Origin of the sequence: Alteromonas sp. LOR (assembly GCF_000753865.1) — a bacterium.
GTDB lineage: Bacteria > Pseudomonadota > Gammaproteobacteria > Enterobacterales > Alteromonadaceae > Alteromonas.
In genome coordinates this window covers 169794-193551 of sequence record NZ_JQFW01000010.1, presented here as the reverse complement: position 1 = coordinate 193551, position 23758 = coordinate 169794, and the positions used below count along the sequence as shown (strand labels likewise).

Here is a 23758-nt window from a genome sequence, read left to right as displayed (position 1 = left end):
ATTAGAAACGATATGACGCAACAAAGCGAGACTGCGTTTGAGTTTGACTTAGTGGAATATCAAGTTGAACTCTGTTTTCTGCTTTGTTTTCGTTTCGATGATACTCAGCGCCAAACTCCCAGTGATGGGTATATTGATAACGCCATGCTAGCGTTACGCCGTACCCGTCACTGTTATTTTGATCAGCAGGCATAGAATCGTCTTCTCGAACATCAAACCAATCATAACGCAGAGTCACTGAATGCTTGTTATGAGAATATCGCCCAGCAACATACCATGCAGTAAAGTCAGCTCTGACGATATTGGGGCCCATGTTTGTCGACCCGTCCATAAATTGAAACATCAGACGCCATTGCCTATTGAAATTATGCTGTAGTGCTAGGGAATGAAATTTGGTGCGCCATGCATACAAACGCGCCTGATTAATAGCGCTTGGATCGGCTCTATTGTCGTAAAAGTAGTATCGTGCTTCTGATGTTCGAAAATGGCGTAAATGAAATCCGACATAACCTCCCCACCTTCCGTCAATTTCGGTAAAGGGTTCTACCCATGCGGGTGAATTGATTGCGTCTTCGCGAATAACGCTAGGCAGCTTCGCAAAGTTTATTCTGTCTGAATGAAGACTTTGCCTGTCATGCATCGCAAAGCCGCGCCATGTCAGCAGAGAGCCTAGCGGATCGTTACCTTTAAACACACCGAATGTGGCTTCCCAACTCCAGGGGCTACGACTCGCTCTACCATTTTCAAAAAAGCTAATTTCTCCGCCTGCGTTTCTAAGCTCTTCGCCTATCCAGCTGTTAATAGCAGATTGTGTATAGGTATAAGGGGAAAGCCAGCCTTCGGCAACGTTTTCAATCGACATTGATGGGTAGAAAAAACCGAGTCTTGCCTTTACCTTAACCTTATTTGGTGTCAGAGGTTTATAGCGCAGAAAACCCTGAGTAAAACCAATATGATCTACACCGTCTTCATACGCATTAAGCACGGCATCTACAGACCAATCACTGTTTAAGTCGAAGTGGGTTCTAATGAAAGCCTGTTGAAGCTGAGTACCCCCGCTTTCAGGCCGAAGAATACCAGTACCACTGTTTTGCCACGTTGTCAGTTTGTCGGCATCGACAATGGCAACTTCGACACGCCCAGACAGCACTTGTGCGCTAATTGGCGCACTGATAACAACACAAATCAATAACAATAGAATCCAGTATTTCACTGCCTTCCTTATTCAACGTTAGTACATTGCTAAAAGTTAGCGAACGTCACTATGTGCCTCTAACCATGGCGTAATGTCTTTTGCTGGTAATGGTCTGCTTAAGTGAAACCCCTGAGCTGTCGAGCACCCCATGTTGCGAAGTAATATCACCGACTCCTCATTTTCAACCCCTTCAGCAACCGTACTCAACCCTAGGTTTTTAGCTAATGCGATCAGTGTTTTAACCATAACTTGGTCTTCTTCATTGGTAGCAAGCTCTAACACAAATGCTTTATCAATTTTAATCTCATTGACGGGCATTTTCTTCAGCTGTGCCATTGAAGAAAACCCGGTACCAAAATCGTCGATCGAAAGCTTAATTCCCATTCGACTTAACATATTGAGCGCATTGATTGCCACTTCAGGATCGCCCATAACCGCACTTTCAGTTACTTCAAGAATGAACTTGTCAGGTGGCATAGTAAATTCGGACAGCAGCGCCGACACGGTATGAGGGAGTGATAAGTCGGTGAGATCCACAGCAGAAATATTGACCGCCACTGCAATGTCCATTCCTACGCTTCGCCATTGTGCATATTGCTGGGCAGCTTGTCGCAGCGCCCAACTGGTTACATAGCGGATGGCGCCAGTTTGCTCAGCTAAAGGGATAAACTCGTCTGGTGAAATAAAGCCATGGTCGGGGTGTATCCACCTGATCAAGCATTCAACGCTGTGAACCTTATCATTAGCCAAATCCATTTTCGGCTGATAGTACAACGTCAACTGACCTTGATTGAGTGCTTCTTTTAGCTCACTCATTAGCCGCAATCGCAGCACTGAGAACGTATTTAATTCTTCATGATAGAGTACGTAAGGCTTATGGGAATCTTTGCTGGCATGAAGCGCAATATCTGCCGCCTGCATCAGTTCACTCGGCTGAATTCCATGGTCGTTGTACCTAGCTCCACCAATACTGACATTTATGTTTAGCGAAAGTGAGTTAATGTTGAAAGCACCGCTAAACATACTTGCCAACTCATCCATCAACTGCTCGACATTTCCATCTTCAGTGTCGATTACAGCAAACTCATTTCCACCTAAACGGGCTATAAACATGTTGTCGCGACAACCGCTGCGTAAACGTTCTCCTACCAAAGCGAGCAGCTTATCACCCGTACTGTGACCAATAGTGTCGTTGATTTCTTTAAATCGAGCTATATCAATGAGTACCACCGAAAACATACTACCCGGATAAAGCGTTATCTGCTCTTCAAGTAGTTGAATAAAGCGGTTACGATTAGGCAGAGACGTTACGCTGTCATAAAATGCCAGCCTTTCTATCTCGTGCTCTCTTTTGACAATTGCGCTTTGCATCGAACTTATGGCATTAGACAGCGTGTTTACTTCGGCGGCTCCCTCTTCTGGAAACTTGTTTACATGCAGCCCTTGGCGGATTTTCTCAGTTAACCCTACTAAAATAAGAATTGGCTTAGTAATACTGTTGGATATTAACATCGCTGCTATTAGCGCAACGATGGCAACGACAACGAGCAAGCCGATTAAGCGCCCTAACAAGCTGTTGTAAGACAGATAAGCGTTGCTTTCTACTGTGGATAACATAAGTAATATTGTTGCACTTTGGGTGCTGCCTAACGCGCTAACAAAATACACATAATGATCACTGGAAAGGTAAGCATCCTGTAAGTCGTTGCTCTCACTCATCAGCACATTCGAAAATTCTTGTTGGATAGCACTATGATAGCTAGACGCTAAATAAGTAAATGAGTTTTGTGTTTCACGCAGCAGGCTGACGTCCATAGTGGTGAGACGTGTTAGGTCATCGTTTATCAATCCCGCAATAGGCTTAGCAAATATTAACCACGCCATGGCATCTCTGGAACGTGGCGTGTTTTTCACAGCAACCGATTTGGCTAGGAAAATAGCACCGTCTATCTCTGCCCACGTTATACCATCTACCGCGAGTCTCTCAACATCTATACTTTTTATCGAGGTGAAGCCCTTTGAGGTAGATAATACTTTGCCTTTACTGTCAATCACGGCAAATTCTTCTGCACCAAAGCGGTCTGCAAAGTTACGCATACCAAGTGTCAGTGACTGCGCTTGAGTATCTGCGCTTAAAATTAAACTTTTAACACTGAAATCTGCAGCTAAGTTGGTTGCTGAGGATTGTAATACATTAGCCACTTCTCGCACGTAGTCGTTTATTACTCGACTCGATGTCTCGGCATTCGTTTTCAACAGTCCAGTTGAATGAGTGAATGTGGCTTGCTGAACGATATACAAGGTAAATAGCACGACCACTAAAACGATAGTTAAAAAACTTACCATTAATGTCGTGCGCAAATTTAAGGCGCGGCCAAACAAAGTTTTAATCATATTCGGTAAAGCCCTCCACCGCATCATATTCAACAAGACTGGGTAATAAAGGCGAAAACAAAGAAAAGCTTACGGTAATATCATCATTACCGACGGTTAAACTCGACATTCTCGCGGTGTCGCTTTCTGACAGTCTTGGGTGCCAAATAGACATCGTATAATCGCCGTCGGGGACTGTTATGGTCGCATTGCCTTCACTGTTGGATTGTGCGAAATAAGGTGTATCTGCAACATAAATATATCCCAACATCCAATCATGTACGTTACACCCAAGCTCCACCACACCAGGGGTATTGAATAATTGAGGTTCCACCTCTAATTCACTGTAAAGCTTTAACTCAAACGTTTTCGCAGGTGAGAACGAATAAACATGATGTTGAACATTATCGGAATTAGGAAAATCAACCTTGGTACCCTGCTGTACCACCAATGTGTGGGGAACGAACTCTCTATTTATTTGATCCATGATTGCTATCGCTGGCTCAGTCTTAGCTACCTTCGACATATCGGTACTGCGTAAAAGAGCAACGATATTAGTGAGCGGCTTTCCTTGATTGTCTGCGATATATATCGAGACTTGCGCAGCATGCAGCGAAAACGAGCAGCCAGTTAATATTAAGATAATTACACTTAGTGAGGCGGATAAGTAGGTCACACAGCTTTCCTGTTAAAATACGTTATCTATAAAGAACGGTTAAGTGCAATTTTATTTTCATTAATTAAGACCAGCTATCTTTTGCTATACATCTTCTCCGCGAAAAGAAAGCAAGGTATTCATACCGTACTACAAAAAAGCAACTTTATTCACAAAAAATAAAGTGGCGTATTAATAATAATGAACGTCTTAGACGCCAAAAAAGAAGGTGTTTTCTTGTTAATACCCAAAGTGCCTTAAGGTGGGTACGCGACTCACGAGTTCGCTCTACAAATGAACAAAATCTCGCATTAGGTAAAACTTTTGTACTTTCTATTTTTTAGAAAGTGTTCTATCTAAAGAGGTAAGTATAGTACCTAAACGTCTTTGGATAACTTATTGTATAAGTTCCTAAACACGAACACTTTTATAGAGCTCACCCAACTCTACACAATAGCTACACGCCCATTGCCATTTTTACCTCACCATCTTAGTTTTGCTTTATCGTTAAAAGACGAACTGGTCCAATCAAGCCAGATGCCTGCAATTTTTTGGGTTGTTTTGCAAAGAAATTAAAACCAGTAAATGTGACACGCTCACTTTCAGGAGCCGGTCTATTCTCGACTAACCAAGGGACCGTATCACCTGTCATTGAGTAACCACTGGTGTCTTGAAGAGCTTCATCACCAATCAGTCGATTTACCCACGTATTTGTCACTTTTATCTCTAGGCTGTTTGCACCCAGTTGCACTGCGCTTCGAATATCTAGCACAAAGGGCGGCTTCCATAATGTATCAAAAGACTGCCCGTTCACCGTTACTTCTGCAATTTGTTGAACATCCCCAAGATCAAGATAAAGAGATGACATACTGCTCAAGTACTCGCTATCCACTTGGAAAGAAGTTTGATATCTAGCAGTGCCTGAGTAATGCTTAATGCCTTCTATTTCATTGTCAGTCCAATCTATAAGTGAATCAAACGTCACCTCACCTGGCCCAGCCCACGCTTTGTCAAATTTTACATTCCATGGCTTAGCAAATGTATTAATAATATTGTGGTCACTTTTTCGTGCGTAAATATCATTAACTATTTCGCTGTGAAAGCCATTGTATTTGGGGCTTTTATCATCACGTCTAACGAGAACAAACCTCGATGCAAATGGCTCAAGCGGCAGCTTGGCTTTTAAGCCCGAGTCGGTTATTTGGTAATCTTGAACTTGTTCTATGGTTCCATCGTCCACATTCCAAATCTCCGGCGTTCCATTGCCATCACGAAGGGTGATTTCAACATTTTTGAAATCAGGATCATCGTTATAAAAATAGTAAAGATCGTTCTGTCCTATACGTCGGTGTGCAAAAAACTGTGCTGGCACGCCGTCAATTTCCATATCAGCCCTAATCCCTAACTCATTAATTGAGTCACCTAATGAGTAGCTGCTCACAATTCCTTTTTTATAACGGTTTATTTGATGTGCTTGCCCTTCTTCTGAACCCCAAAGTGCATTTACAATTTGGTCAAACTCCTTTTGCTTCGCCCACTCACTGTAACCAATAACACGTTGTGGCCTCTCTCCAATAACCGTCGCACCCGCACCCACTAATTCTTTGATTCGCTCTAGTGTTTTAAAGTGCATGAAATCTGTTCTGTGTAAATGTAACGCTTTGTATGTTGTTCCCTCGGGAAGCTCTAACAGACCGTCTTTAACACTTACACGATTAAGCAGAACATCCGTGTTCGTGTAATCGTAGCCAAAACCTTTAGGTACATTAGTGTTGTTTTTATTGCCGACTCGAAGAGGCGCAACGTCGCCTAAATGAACAAGAAAATCTGCGGCGGGAACGCCTTGCTGAAGTAAATAAGATCCCCTTGCCAAATATTTAAACCATGATTTGCCGCCGTTATTCCACCACGTTTGTGTTCTATCGATATGAGACCCAATGGAGTCCATGGTCATACCAGGCTTTACATGATTATTAGGTTGATGAGCAAACCTATGGAACATAGTTTCGTTAATTCCCCTCGCCCACATTTCGTCGCCATAATGTTTGTAAAAATAAGGATGGCCATACCAATTTACGGTGTTAATTGATGTGAATGATTCAGCCGAAACTATTTTTTTTCCATAAATATGTGCTGAAGATATGGCAGCCATAATGCGACCATTGTACTCTGTTTCCCGTACCCAAAACTCACCCATCAACCGGTCTGCCTTTCCACCCGCGGCCAGTTCATCGAAAGGGCCCCACCCATAGGGCTCAATATATGTTTCAAGTCCATACTCATTTGCAAGACGAGTAAATTCTCCAAAATAGTTCTCAACCATCAGATCAGATTGATGCTGTCTAAGCTCTTGTAGAACGGCTCCCGTATGCTCAGGAGATTCGATAACCCTTCCAGTCATTACCGGTAACCACGGAATAAGGTCGTAGCCGAATTGCTGTTGAAAGCTCTCTGCTATGTCATCAGTCCAATTTTGACCACCCACTTCGTAGCTATCAACTTCAACCGTTTTTAATGATTCGATACCAGCATCTTTGGCATCTGTTACTATTTTCCCGACAAATTGTTCAAAATGATGTCGTAATGCTTCTGCATTAAACTTATCAACTTCCAGTCCTTCACCCTCAACGGTAGCTGGTATATTGAAAGCCCCAGTACTAGTAAAACCAAAACGCAAAACTTGCCAGTCGCCTTCTGGAAGCTCTACACCCTTGGCAGGCAAGTCGCCTTGATTCAACACTAGAATATCATCGCGCTTGATTATGGCACCAGGCGCTATACTCGGTGTCAAACTCAGTTTTCCTCGCTCCATTGAATTCATTGAAAGCCAATCGTCTATGCGCGGTGTTGACCACAAATCAAAACGCTTAATGGCAATTGGCTTATCAAATACAACCCGAAAGAACTTTGCTTTAAAACCATCATTATCCTTAGAAACGAGTTGTGGGCTGAATGCCCACATCCTAGCGCCTGTTCTTGGCCTACGGAGTTTCTCTACAACGTTACGAAAATGAATACCGTCATCGGATATGAGAAGGGCGGCATCACCATGTCGGTTCGGTGTTTCAATCTGAAGGCTCCGAAGAGAAGATAGAGAATCCAATTCCACCTGTACCCAGTAAACACCTTCTTCATTTTTAGAAAATGTGAGTTCCGTATCCCAATCACTGTCCTTTAACACACTGGTATCAAGTGAACTGTCTGAAACGGTAATCTGTCCATTTTGGAAACTATTATCTGACGAAAACTTATTTCTTGGGATAGCTATGACAGCAATATCTCGGTACAGCTGCTCCGCGTATCCCGGTTGAGGAGGTATTAAAGTTTGCCCACCACTTATACTTGTTTCTGACCAAGTAAGTCGCTTCATTGATTGTTCAGGTGTTACCCATGGTCCACCGCTAGATGTCCAACCATCAGAATTGTGTATACCAAACTCAATTCCTTGTTTATCAGCTTCAGCTGCAGCATGGACCAGATGTTTATTAAACTCATCGGTTCCAAACCTTATAGGGCCTCGAGATGAAAAAGGTACGTTGCGTCTGTGCACATGAAAGAAGATAGCGCCACCGATGCCAGCTTCTCGCATAGCGTTAAAATCTTCGGTGAGTCCTTCTTTCGTTATATTTCCATTCATCGCATGCATCCATGTCTTAGGAAGATACGATGGCTCTGGCATTGCAAACTCTGATTCAAGGGTCGTCTGCGCTAATGATGATGAAGCTACTGCTATGCAGCCTATTAGCGTGAAAACATGTAGCTTCACAGTTCTTTTTAACAATTTATCAAATTGATTATGATTCATATTGACTATTTTTGTTACATTGTGATTACATATGAACGAATATACATCACCCTTGCCATTTGTTAAAGAGAGCAAAGAGGCAATGGTGAAACCTAATGAGATTAAAATCGCATGAAGACAAGAAACAAGGCTGCATCCCAAAGTTTCCCAGCCGCGGGGCTCCTCAAAAGTGCAGCTATTGGGCTTACAATAAGTTTTTTAACCATAGCATGTGCCCCAACAGAGGCAGCGAAAGAATCCATACCAGAAAACGATTTTTATAAACAAAGAGCCGCGTTTATTGCGACACACTCTAAAAACGACAACGTTTTTTCAGCATTGAAGGGACAAATCGAGCATAAAAATCCTGAGAGTGCGCAATATTGGCAGTGGCGAATTGATCAGTACATGTATGGGCAGTATCCAGAATATCAGCCAATTTATGATGCATTTAAAGCTGGAAGAGAATTTGAAGATATTTACCCTTTAGTAAAAGAAGACTTCGGCGCTAAAAAACCTTTACCTGACTCTCTTCCAGCGTTACCAGAGGGTCACTTTACTGAAAATTTACCAGGTAATCCTCATCGAGGTTGGCAATATCTCGATGGCGATACGCTATATATCACTTACCAAGGGCATCTTACCGACCCTTATATTACATCCTATAACTTAACATCGAAAAAGTGGCAAAAACCTCTCAAAGCGGCGGAAAGCACATTGTCCAAAGGCAATAGGAAGATTGATAGTCACGGACGTCCAATCATAGAAATGGATGACAAAGGTTACCTTCACATTGTTTACGGAGGACATGGCGGCGAAAGAGAAGACGGTTTAAACCCATTGTCGATTGATACTCCTCATGCAGGTGGAAGAATGCTTCACGTGGTTTCCAAAAAACCGCGTGATATAAGTGAGTTTGAATACCTTGATGATATTTCTCCTTTTGCGTCTTATACCAAAAGCTACAAAATGGGAAACGGCGACATTTACTTATTTACCCGTGCCGGAACACATAAATCTCCTTGGGTATATTACAAAATGCCAGCGGGCTCTAAACGATTTGAAGACCCCGTAGTTATTACGTGGCCCACACCGCAATCGGGCAACCCAATTAATGTTGACACTTTTTATATCAATCCACTAAAGATATCTGATACCGAAATAGCGATTAGTTTTTTATGGCATGAATGCAACTTTCTTGAATATCACGATAAAGAAACTTATGCCCGTATCAACGCTTATTACATGCGATTAGATACTTCCAGCGGACTATTCTATAACGCTCAAGATGAAACGATTGACATTCCCGTGACCATTAATATGGCGAACGAAAAAATGCTAGCGTTCGATTCAACAGACAAAGAGGAAACACCTTTCGGCACGTCCCCACTCATTTTGGAAGATGGTAAACCGGCGGTAGCTTATGAAGCCCGAACCAAGTCTTTCCGTGAGAAACGAATGGCGGTCTTTAACGATGGTCAGTGGCAACACAGTTTGCCTTTGCCTAATACGGTTAATAGAACGCTTAGCGACAAAGACAACAAGACTATTTCAGATATTCTAAGCTTGGAAACATTGAGTACAGATCCCGATAGACGCACTGGCGTTGCAATCTATCGTGATGCGGAAAAAGTAACCCACTTTGCAACTGTAGAAAGTACTAACGGAACGAACTGGAACGTATTGGAAGAGCATTTAGCGCTAAAAAACACTCGGATTCAAATGGAAGGAATAAAGGACAACAATGGGCATAATCTAGGGGTTATATTAAATATTAAAAAAGGGGCATCGCAGCGATTATACCTTTGGCATGATGGAGAGTTTCAAACGCCCGCTAAACCACGCGCAGTTGATGATAGTTTGTCTGCCACCGCCCCCCTGATTTATGAATCGTTTGAAAATGCAGGTTGGAACGCCGCTTACCCGCGTGGCTTTACACCAGGATTAGACAGCGCATTACCAAAAAACTTCATGTTTAATCAGCTACAAACGAACTCCGCATTTTCGGTGGAACAAGAGATTGTACGAAACGGGAAATACGCCGCAAAACTGCACTGGAAACACGAAAAGCCTGCAACTTATAACGGAGACCCAAAAAAGTTAGATAATGTAGACAGAAAAGCGATGTTTCATGGCTTTAAAACCAGCACGGTATTAGGCGCTGAAGCGTGGTATGGCTTTAGCTTTTATTTTCCGAGTGACGGCACAACAAGTGAGCCCAACGATTGGCTATTTTTTCAAATTCACGGTAGTGCAGATAAACGATTGCAAGAGCATTCCCGCAATCCTCCCTTTAGCCTTACACTCACAGAACAAGGAATGAGAGGCAATTGGAAATGGGATCCATATGAGTTAAGCCCTACAAGAAATGGGGACGGCACGGAGCATTTCGAAATCCTAGGTTCGAAGCAGGACTACTTAGACCGATGGGTTGACTTTGTACTGCATGTGAAAGTTGACTATACCGACGCAAGAACGGGCTTAATAGAGCTTTGGGTAGATGGCGAAAAAGTGCTGGATAAAGACAATATCCGATTTGGGTATAACGATGATAAAGGCATCTACCCTTCATGGGGTATGTACTTTAATGGCGACCTAAGCGGTATGCAAAATGACCACTATCTGTATTTGGATGAAATACGTATGACTGATTCCCATCATGCGTCATATAAGGATGTCGCTCCCAATTAAACACCAAGAATAACTACTTTAGCGACCCCACTGATTTTAGATTTTTAAGGACCAAATTGTATGCTGCAATCGTTAACATCGTTGCCAAGAGCGAAGACATTTAACCACCTCATTATGAGTGTCATTATTATTATCGGTTTGCTTGCAGCGGCCGATTCTTTTGCCGCCCAAAATAGCAGGCAATATATTGATTTCAACAATGACTGGAAATTTCATTTAAGCGATAACCGTATTTATAAAGAGCCGGCTTTCAACGACAGCGGTTGGACATTACTCAATGTTCCTCATGACTATATATTCGAGGAGGGCGTAAACAAATCGGGAACCCAAGGCCAGTCTGGCGGCTATCACGGCGGAGGAACTGCTTGGTATAGGAAGCACTTCACATTCAATAATGACTGGCAAGATAAACAAGTGTGGCTTCAATTTGAAGGCGTTTATATGAATAGCGAAGTCTGGATAAACGGACACTTTCTAGGAAAACGTCCCTATGGCTATATCAGTTTCCAATATGAGCTCACTAAATTTCTCAAGAAAGAAAACAACGTAATTAGCGTGCGCGTTGACAATGAGCTTCAACCCTCTGCGCGTTGGTACCACCCGGGCGGAATTTACGCTCCGGTTAAGCTTGCTATACTTAATCCTACACATATTGAAGATAACTCTTTATTCGTAAATACGCCATTAGTTGGAGAGCGTACAGAGGTTGAAACTAGTTTTCAGCTGAACGTGCAACCAAACGATAAAGATAATTTTTCAATTCATTATCGCGTGCATGATCAAGAAGGGACCGAGCGTTTTTCACACGAGCAGATGCTGAAAGACATAAAGAGTGATCACAACTACACATTTTCTTTTGACTTGAACAACGCACAATTGTGGCAACCTCATGACGCATATTTATACGACCTTGATATTGTACTAAAGAAAGACAATGTGCCAGTAGATACAGATAGTGTTAAGTTTGGCATCCGTCATATCGAATGGAAAACAGATACCGGTTTTTGGATAAACGGCGAAAATGTCAAGATTCAGGGCGTTGCCGAACATTATGAGGGCGGACCTGTTGGGGGTGCTTGGACAAAACCTCTTTTGCGATGGAAGCTAAGCCTTTTAAAAGAAATGGGAGTAAACGCCATCCGTACCGGCCATAACCCCTACCCCACCATGTTCTACGAACTTTGTGACGAACTGGGCATAATGGTTATGGATGAAGTGTTCGATGGCTGGAAACAAAAAGCGCGTCATGATTATGGGCGATACCACTTTGAGCAGTGGTGGGAAAAAGACTTAACCGAATGGGTAACCCGCAATAGAAATCACCCTTCAATAATCATCTATAGCGTAGGTAACGAAACCCACGGCGAAATTGTTACGGAACTCGCTGCAGCCGTTAAAAAGCACGACCCTACCCGACTGGTGACCTCCGGTTCAACGAACAAAGAAGGTTTAGACGTAGTAGGCATTAACGGAGGCTCGGAAAGTAAGAGCTTTTTTGAACGACGTTTTGATAAGCCATTTGTATCAACGGAAGCACCTCACACGTGGCAAACTCGAGGATACTATCGCACCCAGACGTGGTGGCGTGACGGTCCGAAAGACGATACGTTCGAGTTACCTAACATTACTGATAAAGAGATATTTTTCTACGATTGGAAAGACCCAAAAAACTGGTCGAATCAAAAGCAACACCTTAATTCTTCATACGATAACGCAACCGTGCGTATTAGTGCGCGTCAAAACTGGGAATTAGCCCGTGATTTACCGCATCATGCAGGACACTTTCGTTGGACAGGTTTTGATTACCATGGTGAAGCTGGCTTAGCACATGGAGGCTGGCCTTACATTGCATTTATGGGCGGCGCACTTGATCTCGCAGGCTTTAAGAAAGATCTTTTTCACTTTTATCGAAGCCAATGGCTCGATGAACCCTCACTCCATATACTTCCCAGTTGGACACATCCAACTATGAAGGAAGGCACTGAGATTCCAGTATGGGTGTATTCGAACCTCGATGAAGTCGAGTTGTTTCTCAATGGCAAATCTCTTGGTCGTGATAAGCCAGGTAAACAAGCCAATGAAATGCAAGTAGAGTGGCTCGTTCCATGGACACCAGGCTCGATAAGGGCAGTAGGTTATAAAAACGGTCAAAAAATCTTAGAGAAAGAATTTAAAACCGCTGACTCCCCTGTTGGTTTAAGACACAGCATTGACACTTATGCAGCTGAAGATGGTTTTAATACTGCGAAAGTAATCACCACTGAAACTATTGACGAAGAAAACAACTTTTATCCTTATGGAAGCCATAAAACTTATTACCATTTCAGTGAAGGCTTAAAGGTAAAAGCCCTTGAAAACGGCTCTCCTTACGAGCACACCAACCGCGTTAAATCTAATTATCGGCACTTATTTATGGGTAAAAACAGGGCGTTTATTGAAGTGACTCATCCAGATGCCAGTGAATTTGTAACGATAGGCGCAATAGTAGGTGATGAAGCTTTAAGGCTATCAAATAAAGTTGCCATTGATGTCCAAACCATTGCTATCACTGACACTGCCAACATCACTTCTCAAAAAATAGAAGTTTTTTATAGTGTAAACAGTGGCAATGAAGCCAAAATGAAAGCGTATTTAACTCCGTTCAATGTAGATGATGGAGATACGGTATACGCCAATATATTTGTAAACGGTAGACTTGAAATGCAAATGACGCAAAAATTTGGTCAAGGTGTTGGCCTTTTTTGGGGCGATGAGAACTCAGCCGACATGTGGATTGGGCGCGGATTATCATTACAAGGCGAAGACGCTGAATATGGCAAGGGTGCAGGGGCAGTGAGAGGTGCTCATGGGGTTCACGGTGGCGCTTACGGAACATTCAATAATAAAGAAGGTACGATGTATTGGTATCACGAAAACGATGGCGCTGAAGGAGAATATAAAGCTGTATTTAGGTACACGCACAACGACACAGAGTCAAAACGACCACTCGCTATTTATATCAACGATAAAAAAGCAGCAATGGTTGAATTCGAACCGACAGGAAGTTGGGACAGCAAGTGGGGACATCAAGCAGTAAGCTTCACATTGGTAAAGGGCGCCAACCATATAGAATTTAGAACAGTAGGTGAAAGCGGTCCTAATATCGACCAATTTACGCTTGAGTAAAACGAACTCCGAGCGACCATAAGCAAACTGCTGATGGTCGCTCTTGAAAGGCTGCTCGTAAGAAAAAAGAATGTGGAGTCGCTTAGAGTATTCCAACTTCCGCTATGTGCCAAAAGATATCGTTGAGTTTAAACAATTTTAACGGCAGCTATGTACGTAAAGCGGACACTTCTTCATACCTTTTTAACTTAAAGCATGTCTTGACAGTTCAGTGAGTGTTACGATGAAATCAAAGTATGCTGAGATATGCCCCAAAAGATTGAATTAATTTGAGACACTGGTAATGGATTTAAAAAAACAAGCCTTTCTAAGGGATGTGGGTAAAGAGCTACTTAATGAAAACGTAGCCGTTTTTGCTGGGGCTGGAATGTCCGCGGGATTAGGATTCGTAAACTGGTCCGAATTGTTACGACCAATCGCAGATGAACTTGGGTTAGATGTAGATAGAGAAAGTGATTTAGTAGCTCTAGCGCAGTTTCATTGCAATGATAACGCCAACAACAGAAGTCAGCTAAATCAAAGGCTTATAGAAGAGTTTTCAAGAGACGCTTCAGAAACACAAAATCATAAGATACTTTGTAGATTGCCAATTAGAACTTACTGGACAACAAATTATGACAAGATTATTGAAAGTGCTCTTGATAACTCTGGAAAAATAGCAGATGTAAAATATACAAAAGAGCACTTGTCCACTACCAAGCCGAAACGTGACGCGGTCGTTTATAAAATGCATGGTGATGTTGATCACCCAAATCAAGCTGTCCTGACTAAGGATGACTATGAGAAATATCACGTCAAGATGGATCAATATCTAGCCAATTTAAAAGGCGATCTGATATCAAAAACATTCATATTTATTGGATTTAGTTTCACAGATCCAAACTTGGATTACATACTAAGCCGAGTTCGAGTTGCTTATGAGGGAAACCAACGACGTCATTATTGCTTTATAAAAGGTATTGAAAAAGAACACTCCGAAGAAATAGCTGATTTTGAATATCGACAGAGGAAGCAAGAGTATTTTATAAAAGACTTGGAGCGGTTCAATATAAAAACAATTCTTGTTGACGATTTTTCTGAAATCACAGAGTTATTGAGACAGTTAGAAAAAAACTACAAATCTAATACTGTTTTTGTATCAGGGGCAGCCTGTGAGTATGGTGAGATGGGCGAACACGACGCCTTAAAATTTGTGTATGAGTTAAGTCGAAAACTAGTATCACAAGGTGTTCGTGTTGTTTCTGGCTTTGGGCTGGGAATTGGAAGTGCTGTGATATCTGGCGTACTGGAGGAAACCTTCACTAGCCCAAAAGCTAAAATAGAAGATCAACTTGTTTTGCGCCCTTTTCCTCAGTCTACTGAAGGAAAATCGCCTTTGCCTATTTTATGGACGAAGTATAGAGACGATATGATAAATCATGCAGGAATCGCATTATTTTTATTTGGAAATAAGTCTGCTGGAGATAGGACTGTATTGTCAAACGGTATGCGCGAAGAATATGAAATTGCTAAGAGTAAAGGACTATTTTTGATTCCAGTTGGGGCTACTGGTTACATGGCGGAAGAACTATGGAACGAGAGAAATTTAGAAGTTCAAAAATCTACTATGAACTCAGCTGAGATGAAACAACTCTTCTCAGATATTGGCAGTAGTAAAATAAAGTCTGAAGAATTAATCGAATCAGTGATTAAAATTATTAAATTGATGTAAAGGGAATAATTAATGGCTAGACACACATTCTTTAGTTTCAGGTATAAGGCTGATAACTGGCGAGCGGCAAGTATTAGAAATAGCTGGTTAACCCAAAATCGAAAGGCATCAGGTTTTTTTGATACCGCGAAATGGGAAGAGGTAAAGAAGAAGAAGGATGCGGATATCGAGAAGTGGATTTCCGAGCAGATGAAAGGGACGTCTGTTACCGTAGTTTTAATCGGTTCGGATACAGTGGGCAAAAAGTGGATTGACTACGAGATAACGGAAAGCCATAAGAAGGGAAATGGCATGTTGGGTATTTATATTCATAAGAAAAAAGACAGCAGAGGCAACACTAGTGCAAAGGGAAAAAATCCCTTTGATAAATGGACTTTCAAAAGCGCCGGAAAAACAATTACTTATCCAACATATGATTGGATTGATGATGATGGTTACAATAACATGGGTTCTTGGATAGAAAAGGCAGCAAAGGCTGCTGGACGATAGCCGTATTAGCTTAAAAACAATCCAAAAACTGATTTTGTTGAATGTCCGTTTCTTGTCTTTTGTTGCCTGAAGAGGCAATTTAGCTTGGTATGTGTGCATATGATACCAATAGTCTTGGCTTAATATGTTTCTCCTAAAATCAGGTGTATACTATCGATCTAGTTATGAGAGGTATTTATGAATACAAAAATTGAAGTTTACGGTGTTAAAGCTGTTCAACGCCCCAAAGTTCCAGCAAGAAAGAAACTTGACCTCTCTGGTGAGTTTGGGCAACAGATCGTGAAATCCGAAACTAAGCTAGTGCTAAGAACACACAAGCGTACGTTCGAAAAACTCGCTTACATGTAATGGAGCTTATTTTTTTCCCCTTCGAGCGCGTTATAGAGATTAACGCCTACATTCTCGAAAACGAGCCTGGTATGAAGGGGGCCGCTGATATCAATAAGCTTCAGGGGGCGCTAGGCAGGATTGATAATGCTATTGTTTATTTAGGCTTGAATGATGTTTTCGAAATAGCAGCAAAGTATGCTGCCTCTATTGCACTTTCTCATTCGCTTCCTGATGCAAACAAACGGACTGGTCTCGCTGTAGCTTTGGAATATTTATCTCTCAATGATTATGAATTAATTGCTGATAACGAATTATTCGCAGATGCCATCAGAGATTTGGTTGTGGGCAAAATTGGTGAAGCGGATTTTGCTGACCTTCTTTATGCTCAGTATATTTCTGAACAAAATCAAAATAGTTAAAATTTCATGCAGTTTACTTTGGCCATACCTGCGCAGGTAGGGTAAAGAAAGCACAGTATATAAGAAATCATATAGCTTCTCAGTCTGATGGTTGAGCAATGCTGAATTCCCGGTAAAAAAATCTGTCAGTACCATTATTCAAACCATAAACTTTGGCCGGACTGCCATAATTATGTTTCCTATTAAACAGGAGACAAATTATGGCAATTCAAATCCATACACCTTGGAACAAAAATCGTATTATCGGTCAGAAAAAGCCTCTTCAGATATCACATATATGGGGTATCCGGATTCGCTTAGAGCTTGAAGGACGGACGCGTGATCTCGCACTGTTCAATCTTGGTCTTGATAGCAAACTACGAGGTTGTGACCTTGTTAAACTCAAGGTCTCCGATGTCGTTTGCGGACGCTCAGCTCTTAGGCGCACGCATGTCGTTCAGCAAAAAACAGGTAGTCCTGTCCAATTTGAGATAACACCAAACACGGGAGAATCTATATTGGCTTGGGTAAAGAAAGCTGGATTAAAACCCTCTGATTATCTTTTTAAGTCCCGTATACATAGCGCTGAGCACATATCAACTAGACAATATAACCGCATTTTTCACGGATGGATTGAAAAACTTGGTCTAGATACATCTCTCTACAGCACCCATTCAATGCGCAGAACCAAGCCTTATCTGATTTACAAGAAGACTAAAAATCTCCGGGTAGTTCAACTCTTGCTGGGCCATAAAAAGTTAGAGAGCACTGTTCGCTACTTAGGCATTGAGGTGGACGACGCTTTGGAAATATCGGAATCTATAGAAGTTTAGGCTGTAAGGGGCTGCCTGTGCAGCCCTTGTGTACGTAAACCGGAAGTTGATTATTTATTACTTAATGGACCCAAAGAGCTAGTTTATGCTCAAAATATTGACATATTAAGAGTTAAATGCCTGTCCACGTATACGGTCTCGGCTGCCTTCCCCTATATTCAGGAAAACGACCCAATCGCGCGTTTTTGTCCTCTACGTATTTAGCCCTTATTAAGCGTAACCTCTGTACTCTTTGACTTTCAGTAAACTCTGAATGATGGCACTATGGATAAAAACAAGCACATGCTCGGAAGAAAAACGCGCAATTTGCGCACTACTAAATTGTTAGGTTTCTATGAAAGAGATTAATTTCAGTTATACATTCATGCTTAATAAAAATGGAATTCCATTTAGTGAGTCTGATCCCTCGGGCAAAGTTTCCTTTGATATTGCTAATGAAACTATTTACGTCACTGGCGACAAAGACGGTTTGCTAGCCTTGGCTTCGAAAATCATCGAAGTAGCTAACTGTGATATTGCTGGTTACCATAAACATTTTGATGAAGTGGAAGTTCCAAATTTGGAAGTTGTGCCAAGTAATTTAGATTTAATTATTGGCAAAATAGAGGACTAGATGAAATCGAAACCTAACAAAACAAATAAAGTCGGACGCGGTTTAGGTTTAGCTGTTGTGTTGGCATCGCAAGCGCGCCGCTTATTTGAGTGTTAGGCGTCAAGTTGCACCGCGTTGCGCAATGCGCTACACTCATGCCATGATTAAGTCATTTAAACATAAAGGCTTGAAGCTCTTTTTCGAAAAAGGGAAAACCTCAGGCATACAAACTAAGCATGCGAAAAAACTTCGTATGCAATTAGCAGCAATTCATACCGCACGAAATATTGATGACATTAATCTACCTGGCTTTTCTCTCCATCAACTCAAGGGAGAAAGATCTAACATTTGGTCAATATCAGTTAACGGTAATTGGAGAGTAACTTTTGAGTTCACGGATGGTAATGCTTACATCTTAAATTACGAGGATTATCACTAATGAATATGCATAACCCACCACATCCAGGTGAATTTATTGAGTCTATTTACATGGAGCCACATGGTATAAGCTGCAGAACACTCGCTACCCATCTTGGTGTTGCAGCTTCAACATTAAATCGTGTCGTAAAGGGTAAAAGTGCAGTAACGCCAGAAATGGCCTTAAGGCTATCAAAAGTATTGGGACGCAGCCCAGAAAGTTGGCTTAGCATGCAAGACAATTATGAACTTTGGCAAGCGAAACAAAACATTAATTTGGATAATGTGCAGCCAATAGATCTGCATGCCGCCTAACAAAAAAATAAAGTCACTCGCTGTCGCTCGTTGAGACGCTAACACGCAGGGCCGCTTCGCTTATTATACCCTACGTGCCATCGCCCCTTATTTAAAAGTTAACTTTCAAGGAGGATTATTCATGTTTAAGGTTGTCATTTTCTTTGCTTTATTAATGCCTGTAGGGATATGTACCGCAGATAGTTTAGATGAATCAAAAAAAGCAGATTTATTGGAAGCGCCGACATCTGAAAGGTGGGTGGATCTATCTTTTGACATCACTGAGCTTGGTGATGTCGCTAATATTAAGGTAATAAAATCTACTCATCAGGGAATGTTGGATAAAGCAGCTATAAGAGCTCTAGGAAAATGGAAGTATAAACCTAAGATTGTAGACGGAGTTGCAGTAGTTCAAAAAGATATGAAGGTTAGGTTGGAATTTGATATTGAAAATGAAAGTTAACAAGGAAATTTAAGCAAACATTCCCAAGAGCGGGCAACGCCGCTTAATTTGGTGTTATGTTATTGAAAGGAATCGTTAAAATGAATAGAAAATTAGCCTTATTTTGCTGCATGCTCGCGGTTACTCAGTTTCTTACCGGTACGTTGATTTACAACTTTTCGGGAATAGCGATAAACTCCTTCAGCTTTACGGCTGTATCTTATTCGGCGCTTGCAGTCATCTACCTTCCGTTTCTCATATACCAAGCATTTAAATTAAGTTTTGCTAGCTTTTCAGCTCTAGCGCTCACATCTACAGTTTCTATTTTTCTCGGGCACGTTGCGTCATTTATCATTACCGGAAGCTTGATGACATTAAGCAATTATATGTTTGACTATGCTTTAGTCATAGTATTGAGTATCTTCGTTTTGTGGCTATATCGTGCTTTGCGTAAAATATGAAAAAAATTATGACACTCGCTAGTGAAAAGTTAACAGGTAAATTCATAGCCGCGATTTAAAAACCTTAGGAGAGTATTAGAATGGATGATCTTATGAGTAAAAAAGAAAAGAGTAGTCGTCAGCACCAGTATACCAACGTGAGTGTGCTATCGGAGTATTTATGCGCATAACCCAAGCTCTTCTTCTTTCTTCCTTAATGTTTTTAAATGCTTGTGGTTCAAATAGCGACCCAGAGACCCTCATAGATGACGACACGGGAAGCAATAATAATGGTAGTGAAACTTCTCCTGAAATAGTCGAAATTAATGTGGATTTTGTGGATTCCTTTTGGTTGCCAGGGGGAAGAACCTATGTTTCTTACCAAGACTCTCTAGCAATAAGCCACAATGCAGGAGTTAGTCTTTTGAATATCAGCAGCTCCGGATTGGTAGAGACAGAAGTGCAAATTACTGCTTCTCTTGCAAATAATTTAGCGGCGCTAACAAATGACCTACTTGGAATATTAGGTCTGAATTCTGTGAGTATTCAAAGTTTAGAGGGGAGCCTATTAGATGCTGTGTATTCCACTCAACCATCACCCAATTTAAGTGCAACGATATTTGCGTCTTATGGAAATTGCGTTTATTGGGTAGACAGAGGAACTTCTGGCGAGTCTCCTGATACGCTTGAGGAATTGTGTATTAGTGAGGAAAGCGGGAGTACCGAAGTAGAAAGATATCAAACGAGCAACTACATAGATAACATCTTTCCACTTCAAAGCGGTGAATTTGTTGTATTCGAGGGAGTATCAGGAAACAGATATATCAAATTGTTTAACTCTGAATTTGAACTGAAAGACGAGTATTCTTCGACTGAAGAGATTTATGGCAGTGATATCGAGTACAGAGATGGTTTCATCTTTTTTACCGGATTTTCATCTGTGTGGAAAATGAGTGTCGACTCGAATGGTTTAGGAGAACCAGTAATTTTCCAAGAGCCAGCGAGTCCATCGGTAGTAAATGCAATCAACAGGGTCTCTGTCCACAATGAAGGTGTTTTTATCGCTAACAGCAACTTCATATACTTTTATCGACTTTCAAATGACGAAATCCAGAATACATATAAGATTGATGTAGTAGACACGGTTGAAGGGGTATTTGTCTATCAAGATTTTTTGATCGTATCTCATGAAAATAATGTTGGTATAAAAATTTATAAGATTAGTGATTTTTAAACTTAAATAGACACACATTGCAACTAACAGCTAAAGCTTAGAACAAAGGCGTTCAAGCATAATTTTGCGCAGTAAGATGTGTTACTTTAATGCGTAATTTTTGACATTTTGTGTATAGCGGTGAGCCAGTGAGATATTGAGAATACACAGATGTGTCTGGTTCTCTCCACCTTTCGTTTGCAGATGACTGAAGTGAGGACACTAGTGTTATAGTGGAGGGGGAGCCTGTGCTTAATAGCCGCCGGGCGCTGATTCTGCCCATGATGCGTTGCGGACCGTTATTTTGCTGATACTTGGTTAGGTGTTTTTCACTGCCTGCCTGTTATCTTCATCAGTGACAGGGAAACGTTCTTTGCAGACCTAATCACAGGAAAGCGAAGGTCCGGTGTTTGTCTAAAGCTGCCTTTGACATCGAGGATATAAAAGTATGATACTTTTTTGTCAATCTACATCAAGAAGTACGGTAAAATTTGATTGCCGTGGACACAGGCTCTGGTTTTTTATGCTAGCGTATGTTTATAGTTTAACCGTTTGGTAATACTAGAGTAACTAAAAACCGGAGAGGATGTTTGCCTGACGTTCTAGTTAAATCCTTTTATGAAAGTTTTATTTTTGAGTTCTGACGATATGGTTGATGTAGACTGCTTCTCACATTTTTTGATTGTTGATTTAGAGAGTACATGTTGTGAAGATGACTCGATTCCAAAGGGAGAGCATGAAGTAATTGAGATAGGAGCGGTGATGGTTGACGCAACTTCTCTCAAAGAAGTTGATTGCTTTGACATATTTGTGAGACCAGTAAGACATCCAAGTCTCACTCAGTTCTGCACAAATTTAACAACAATTACACAGAAAGACTTAGATAAAGCCCCTCACTTTCCTGAAGCTTCGGAAATTTTTGCGCAATGGCTGCATCGCTACAAAAATTATGTGTTCTGCAGCTGGGGAAATTATGATAGAAATCACCTTGAGTCAGACTCAGCGTATCACAACGTCAAAAACCCGATTTCTGCTAAGCACGTTAATCTTAAAAACGAGTTTGCAAAACAAATGAAAGTAAAAAAGGTGGGAATGCAGCGGGCACTTGAATTAGTCAATGAGCCGTTAATGGGCAGCCATCATCGAGGGATAGATGATGCAAGAAATATATGTAAGTTATTGCCCTATTGTCTGATTTAATGTGGGTTAATTTAATTTAACAACCCCCCTATTCTCACCCCTATTTTTCTTAGTTCGAGTTGTCGTAGTTCAATTGCATATTCAACCAAAACTGTTCTGATATACCCGTTACAGAATATAACTTTTTAGCAAAATCTTCATTCACACTAATTTGACCGTCAATAAAATCCTGAAGCAACGGTGCTTTTACTTTCATTAAAGCAGCGAAGCATTGAATATTATTCTCTTCTCTTTTCAGGATGTATTCATGAAAAAGCTTACCAGGGTGCTTTGTTCTTCTCATCGTTAGTAGATAACCTTATCGAAATTTTAATTACCAGAAACCCTAAGCAAAATTAAAGTTTTACTGCTTTTCGTTAAACCTCCAGCGTTTGTACATGTTCCAAATAGGCAATCCTTTGCTTCACTGGTGATAAAGCTTTTAGCGCCAGGTCAGAAAGCATAAAGCTTGTGGCATATCATCGGCTAATCCCTATACTATACACGTTACAACGATAGTGGGACGCAGATAGGACAAGATCCGACAGGAGAACAGATGCAAGCAGGCCGATGCTTGCAAATAGGCAAGCTGCGGTAGCTTCGTTACTCCAGAGCAGCCGTACAAATAAAAAGACCAACAGATTTAGTTGCTGTGCAAAGTTGAGCGTTTTCCGATTTAAGAAGAAGTTCGCCATCTATTTCTTTGTTGTATGACTCAACCTTCGTGACTTCACGCTTCACCTGAACGAACTTGCTGTTTGTTCGTTGAGGCCGAAGATCACGATGCCTGGTATAATAGGTTTGAACGTTAATCTGCTGCTGGCGACAAAACTCCACAGCAGTGAGTCCACTTTCCTTTTGTTGATCAAATAAATTGAGCCAGTCTTGCACTTCTCTTCGTTGGTGTTGCTGCATTAGCATTCTCCTTAGCAAAAAAAGAACACCATGCCGTAGCTAATTTATGATTTGAATGTGGGGATTACCGAACGCTCACACTATAGCAGTCAGTGTCTTATTTTCTTTTTGCTTCCAGAGAATTTGCCAATACACACTACACATCATTGTAATCATAAAATTTCAAATCTACGCCGAGCTCAGGAGAATACCTAATGCTGTCCTTTTGTAATAACCTTCCTTCTTCGATTAACGCAAGAATTATTGCGTTTCCATCCTCATTGGCGAGAGAGATAAGCTCCATGCCCATGCCGCCATAACCGGTAATATAAAATTGACCAGCGATATCACACGCAACATGAAGAGACTTTTGTTTCAGTCCATTTGTGAATTGACGAGACATTTATACTTCAAACCTTAATTAAATGTTATGGCTCAATAATACTGCTGTTGCGAAATCAAGAAGCTGTGTTGATTAACTAGACAAAATATTTTGGGTTCATTAGGTTACCATGGCGCACTCGAGTTGCAGGAACCTGTTTTTCACCATCTTGATACCGCCTAAATTATGACGCATTTCCAGAGGCGTCTTGCGTCCCAAATATTTTTGCTGTCTTCAATCAACGTTTACTGCGCTCTGAACTCCCATAATACTCCATCGCC

At 41.3% G+C, this 23758-nt stretch carries 20 protein-coding genes; 13 read left to right on the top strand and 7 right to left on the bottom strand.

The genetic code is table 11. From position 1 onward, the window contains the following. Position 1: 1 nt before the first annotated feature. From JV36_RS0104685 to JV36_RS0104670, 4 genes are all read right to left on the bottom strand, one after another. Positions 2-1213: a hypothetical protein gene (locus tag JV36_RS0104685; protein WP_235207772.1), complete on the bottom strand. Its 1212-nt coding sequence runs from the start codon at positions 1211-1213 to the stop codon at positions 2-4. Positions 1214-1249: 36 nt separating this feature from the next. Further along, the gene (locus tag JV36_RS0104680; protein ID WP_052010124.1) at positions 1250-3589 is read right to left on the bottom strand and encodes a putative bifunctional diguanylate cyclase/phosphodiesterase; all 2340 of its coding nucleotides are present in this window, start codon (positions 3587-3589) and stop codon (positions 1250-1252) included. Then, the gene (locus JV36_RS0104675) at positions 3582-4244 is read right to left on the bottom strand and encodes a methylamine utilization protein (protein ID WP_235207771.1); all 663 of its coding nucleotides are present in this window, start codon (positions 4242-4244) and stop codon (positions 3582-3584) included. Before JV36_RS0104675 ends, JV36_RS0104680 begins: the two co-directional genes overlap by 8 nt. Before the next feature lie 469 nt (positions 4245-4713). Beyond that, positions 4714-8028, bottom strand: a complete 3315-nt coding sequence (locus tag JV36_RS0104670) for a glycosyl hydrolase (RefSeq protein WP_032095610.1) — start codon at positions 8026-8028, stop codon at positions 4714-4716. A gap of 111 nt (positions 8029-8139) precedes the next feature. Here JV36_RS0104670 and JV36_RS19200 point away from each other — a divergent pair, with 111 nt between their 5' ends. The 13 genes from JV36_RS19200 to JV36_RS0104595 all read left to right on the top strand — a co-directional run bounded on the left by JV36_RS19200 (position 8140) and on the right by JV36_RS0104595 (position 22222). Beyond that, positions 8140-10698 (top strand): heparin lyase I family protein, encoded by a 2559-nt coding sequence (locus JV36_RS19200; protein ID WP_081926523.1) that lies wholly within the window; start codon positions 8140-8142, stop codon positions 10696-10698. A gap of 60 nt (positions 10699-10758) precedes the next feature. Continuing rightward, a complete protein-coding gene (locus JV36_RS0104655; protein WP_052010125.1) occupies positions 10759-13863 on the top strand; it encodes a glycoside hydrolase family 2 TIM barrel-domain containing protein in 3105 nt (1034 codons plus the stop codon). A 283-nt stretch (positions 13864-14146) separates the two neighbouring features. Continuing rightward, positions 14147-15574: an SIR2 family protein gene (locus JV36_RS0104650; protein ID WP_032095611.1), complete on the top strand. Its 1428-nt coding sequence runs from the start codon at positions 14147-14149 to the stop codon at positions 15572-15574. Positions 15575-15586: 12 nt separating this feature from the next. Beyond that, a complete protein-coding gene (locus JV36_RS0104645) occupies positions 15587-16063 on the top strand; it encodes a TIR domain-containing protein (protein ID WP_032095612.1) in 477 nt (158 codons plus the stop codon). A 347-nt stretch (positions 16064-16410) separates the two neighbouring features. After that, complete coding sequence (locus tag JV36_RS0104635) at positions 16411-16812, top strand: type II toxin-antitoxin system death-on-curing family toxin (protein ID WP_032095613.1); 402 nt, start codon at positions 16411-16413, stop codon at positions 16810-16812. Between the two features lie 200 nt (positions 16813-17012). After that, positions 17013-17624: a tyrosine-type recombinase/integrase gene (locus JV36_RS0104630; RefSeq protein ID WP_032095614.1), complete on the top strand. Its 612-nt coding sequence runs from the start codon at positions 17013-17015 to the stop codon at positions 17622-17624. A gap of 334 nt (positions 17625-17958) precedes the next feature. Continuing rightward, positions 17959-18237 (top strand): Imm32 family immunity protein, encoded by a 279-nt coding sequence (locus tag JV36_RS0104625; RefSeq protein ID WP_032095615.1) that lies wholly within the window; start codon positions 17959-17961, stop codon positions 18235-18237. 139 nt (positions 18238-18376) lie between these two features. Further along, complete coding sequence (locus tag JV36_RS0104620; RefSeq protein WP_032095743.1) at positions 18377-18655, top strand: type II toxin-antitoxin system RelE/ParE family toxin; 279 nt, start codon at positions 18377-18379, stop codon at positions 18653-18655. Continuing rightward, a complete protein-coding gene (locus tag JV36_RS0104615; protein WP_032095616.1) occupies positions 18655-18948 on the top strand; it encodes a HigA family addiction module antitoxin in 294 nt (97 codons plus the stop codon). Before JV36_RS0104620 ends, JV36_RS0104615 begins: the two co-directional genes overlap by 1 nt. Before the next feature lie 121 nt (positions 18949-19069). Beyond that, complete coding sequence (locus tag JV36_RS0104610) at positions 19070-19390, top strand: energy transducer TonB (protein WP_032095617.1); 321 nt, start codon at positions 19070-19072, stop codon at positions 19388-19390. Between the two features lie 80 nt (positions 19391-19470). Further along, positions 19471-19830 (top strand): hypothetical protein, encoded by a 360-nt coding sequence (locus JV36_RS0104605; protein ID WP_032095618.1) that lies wholly within the window; start codon positions 19471-19473, stop codon positions 19828-19830. A gap of 160 nt (positions 19831-19990) precedes the next feature. Beyond that, positions 19991-21043, top strand: coding sequence for a hypothetical protein (locus JV36_RS0104600; RefSeq protein ID WP_032095619.1), 1053 nt, complete (start codon positions 19991-19993; stop codon positions 21041-21043). 597 nt (positions 21044-21640) lie between these two features. Continuing rightward, the gene (locus JV36_RS0104595) at positions 21641-22222 is read left to right on the top strand and encodes a 3'-5' exonuclease (protein WP_200883134.1); all 582 of its coding nucleotides are present in this window, start codon (positions 21641-21643) and stop codon (positions 22220-22222) included. Positions 22223-22271: 49 nt separating this feature from the next. On the opposite strand, the gene JV36_RS0104590 is transcribed toward JV36_RS0104595, so the two are convergent. The 3 genes from JV36_RS0104590 to JV36_RS0104580 form a co-directional block, all read right to left on the bottom strand. Further along, the gene (locus JV36_RS0104590; RefSeq protein WP_032095620.1) at positions 22272-22505 is read right to left on the bottom strand and encodes a helix-turn-helix transcriptional regulator; all 234 of its coding nucleotides are present in this window, start codon (positions 22503-22505) and stop codon (positions 22272-22274) included. A gap of 299 nt (positions 22506-22804) precedes the next feature. Beyond that, positions 22805-23116: an IS66 family insertion sequence element accessory protein TnpA gene (tnpA, locus tag JV36_RS0104585; RefSeq protein ID WP_052010126.1), complete on the bottom strand. Its 312-nt coding sequence runs from the start codon at positions 23114-23116 to the stop codon at positions 22805-22807. 136 nt (positions 23117-23252) lie between these two features. Next, positions 23253-23498, bottom strand: a complete 246-nt coding sequence (locus tag JV36_RS0104580) for a hypothetical protein (RefSeq protein WP_032095621.1) — start codon at positions 23496-23498, stop codon at positions 23253-23255. Positions 23499-23758 lie beyond the last annotated feature (260 nt).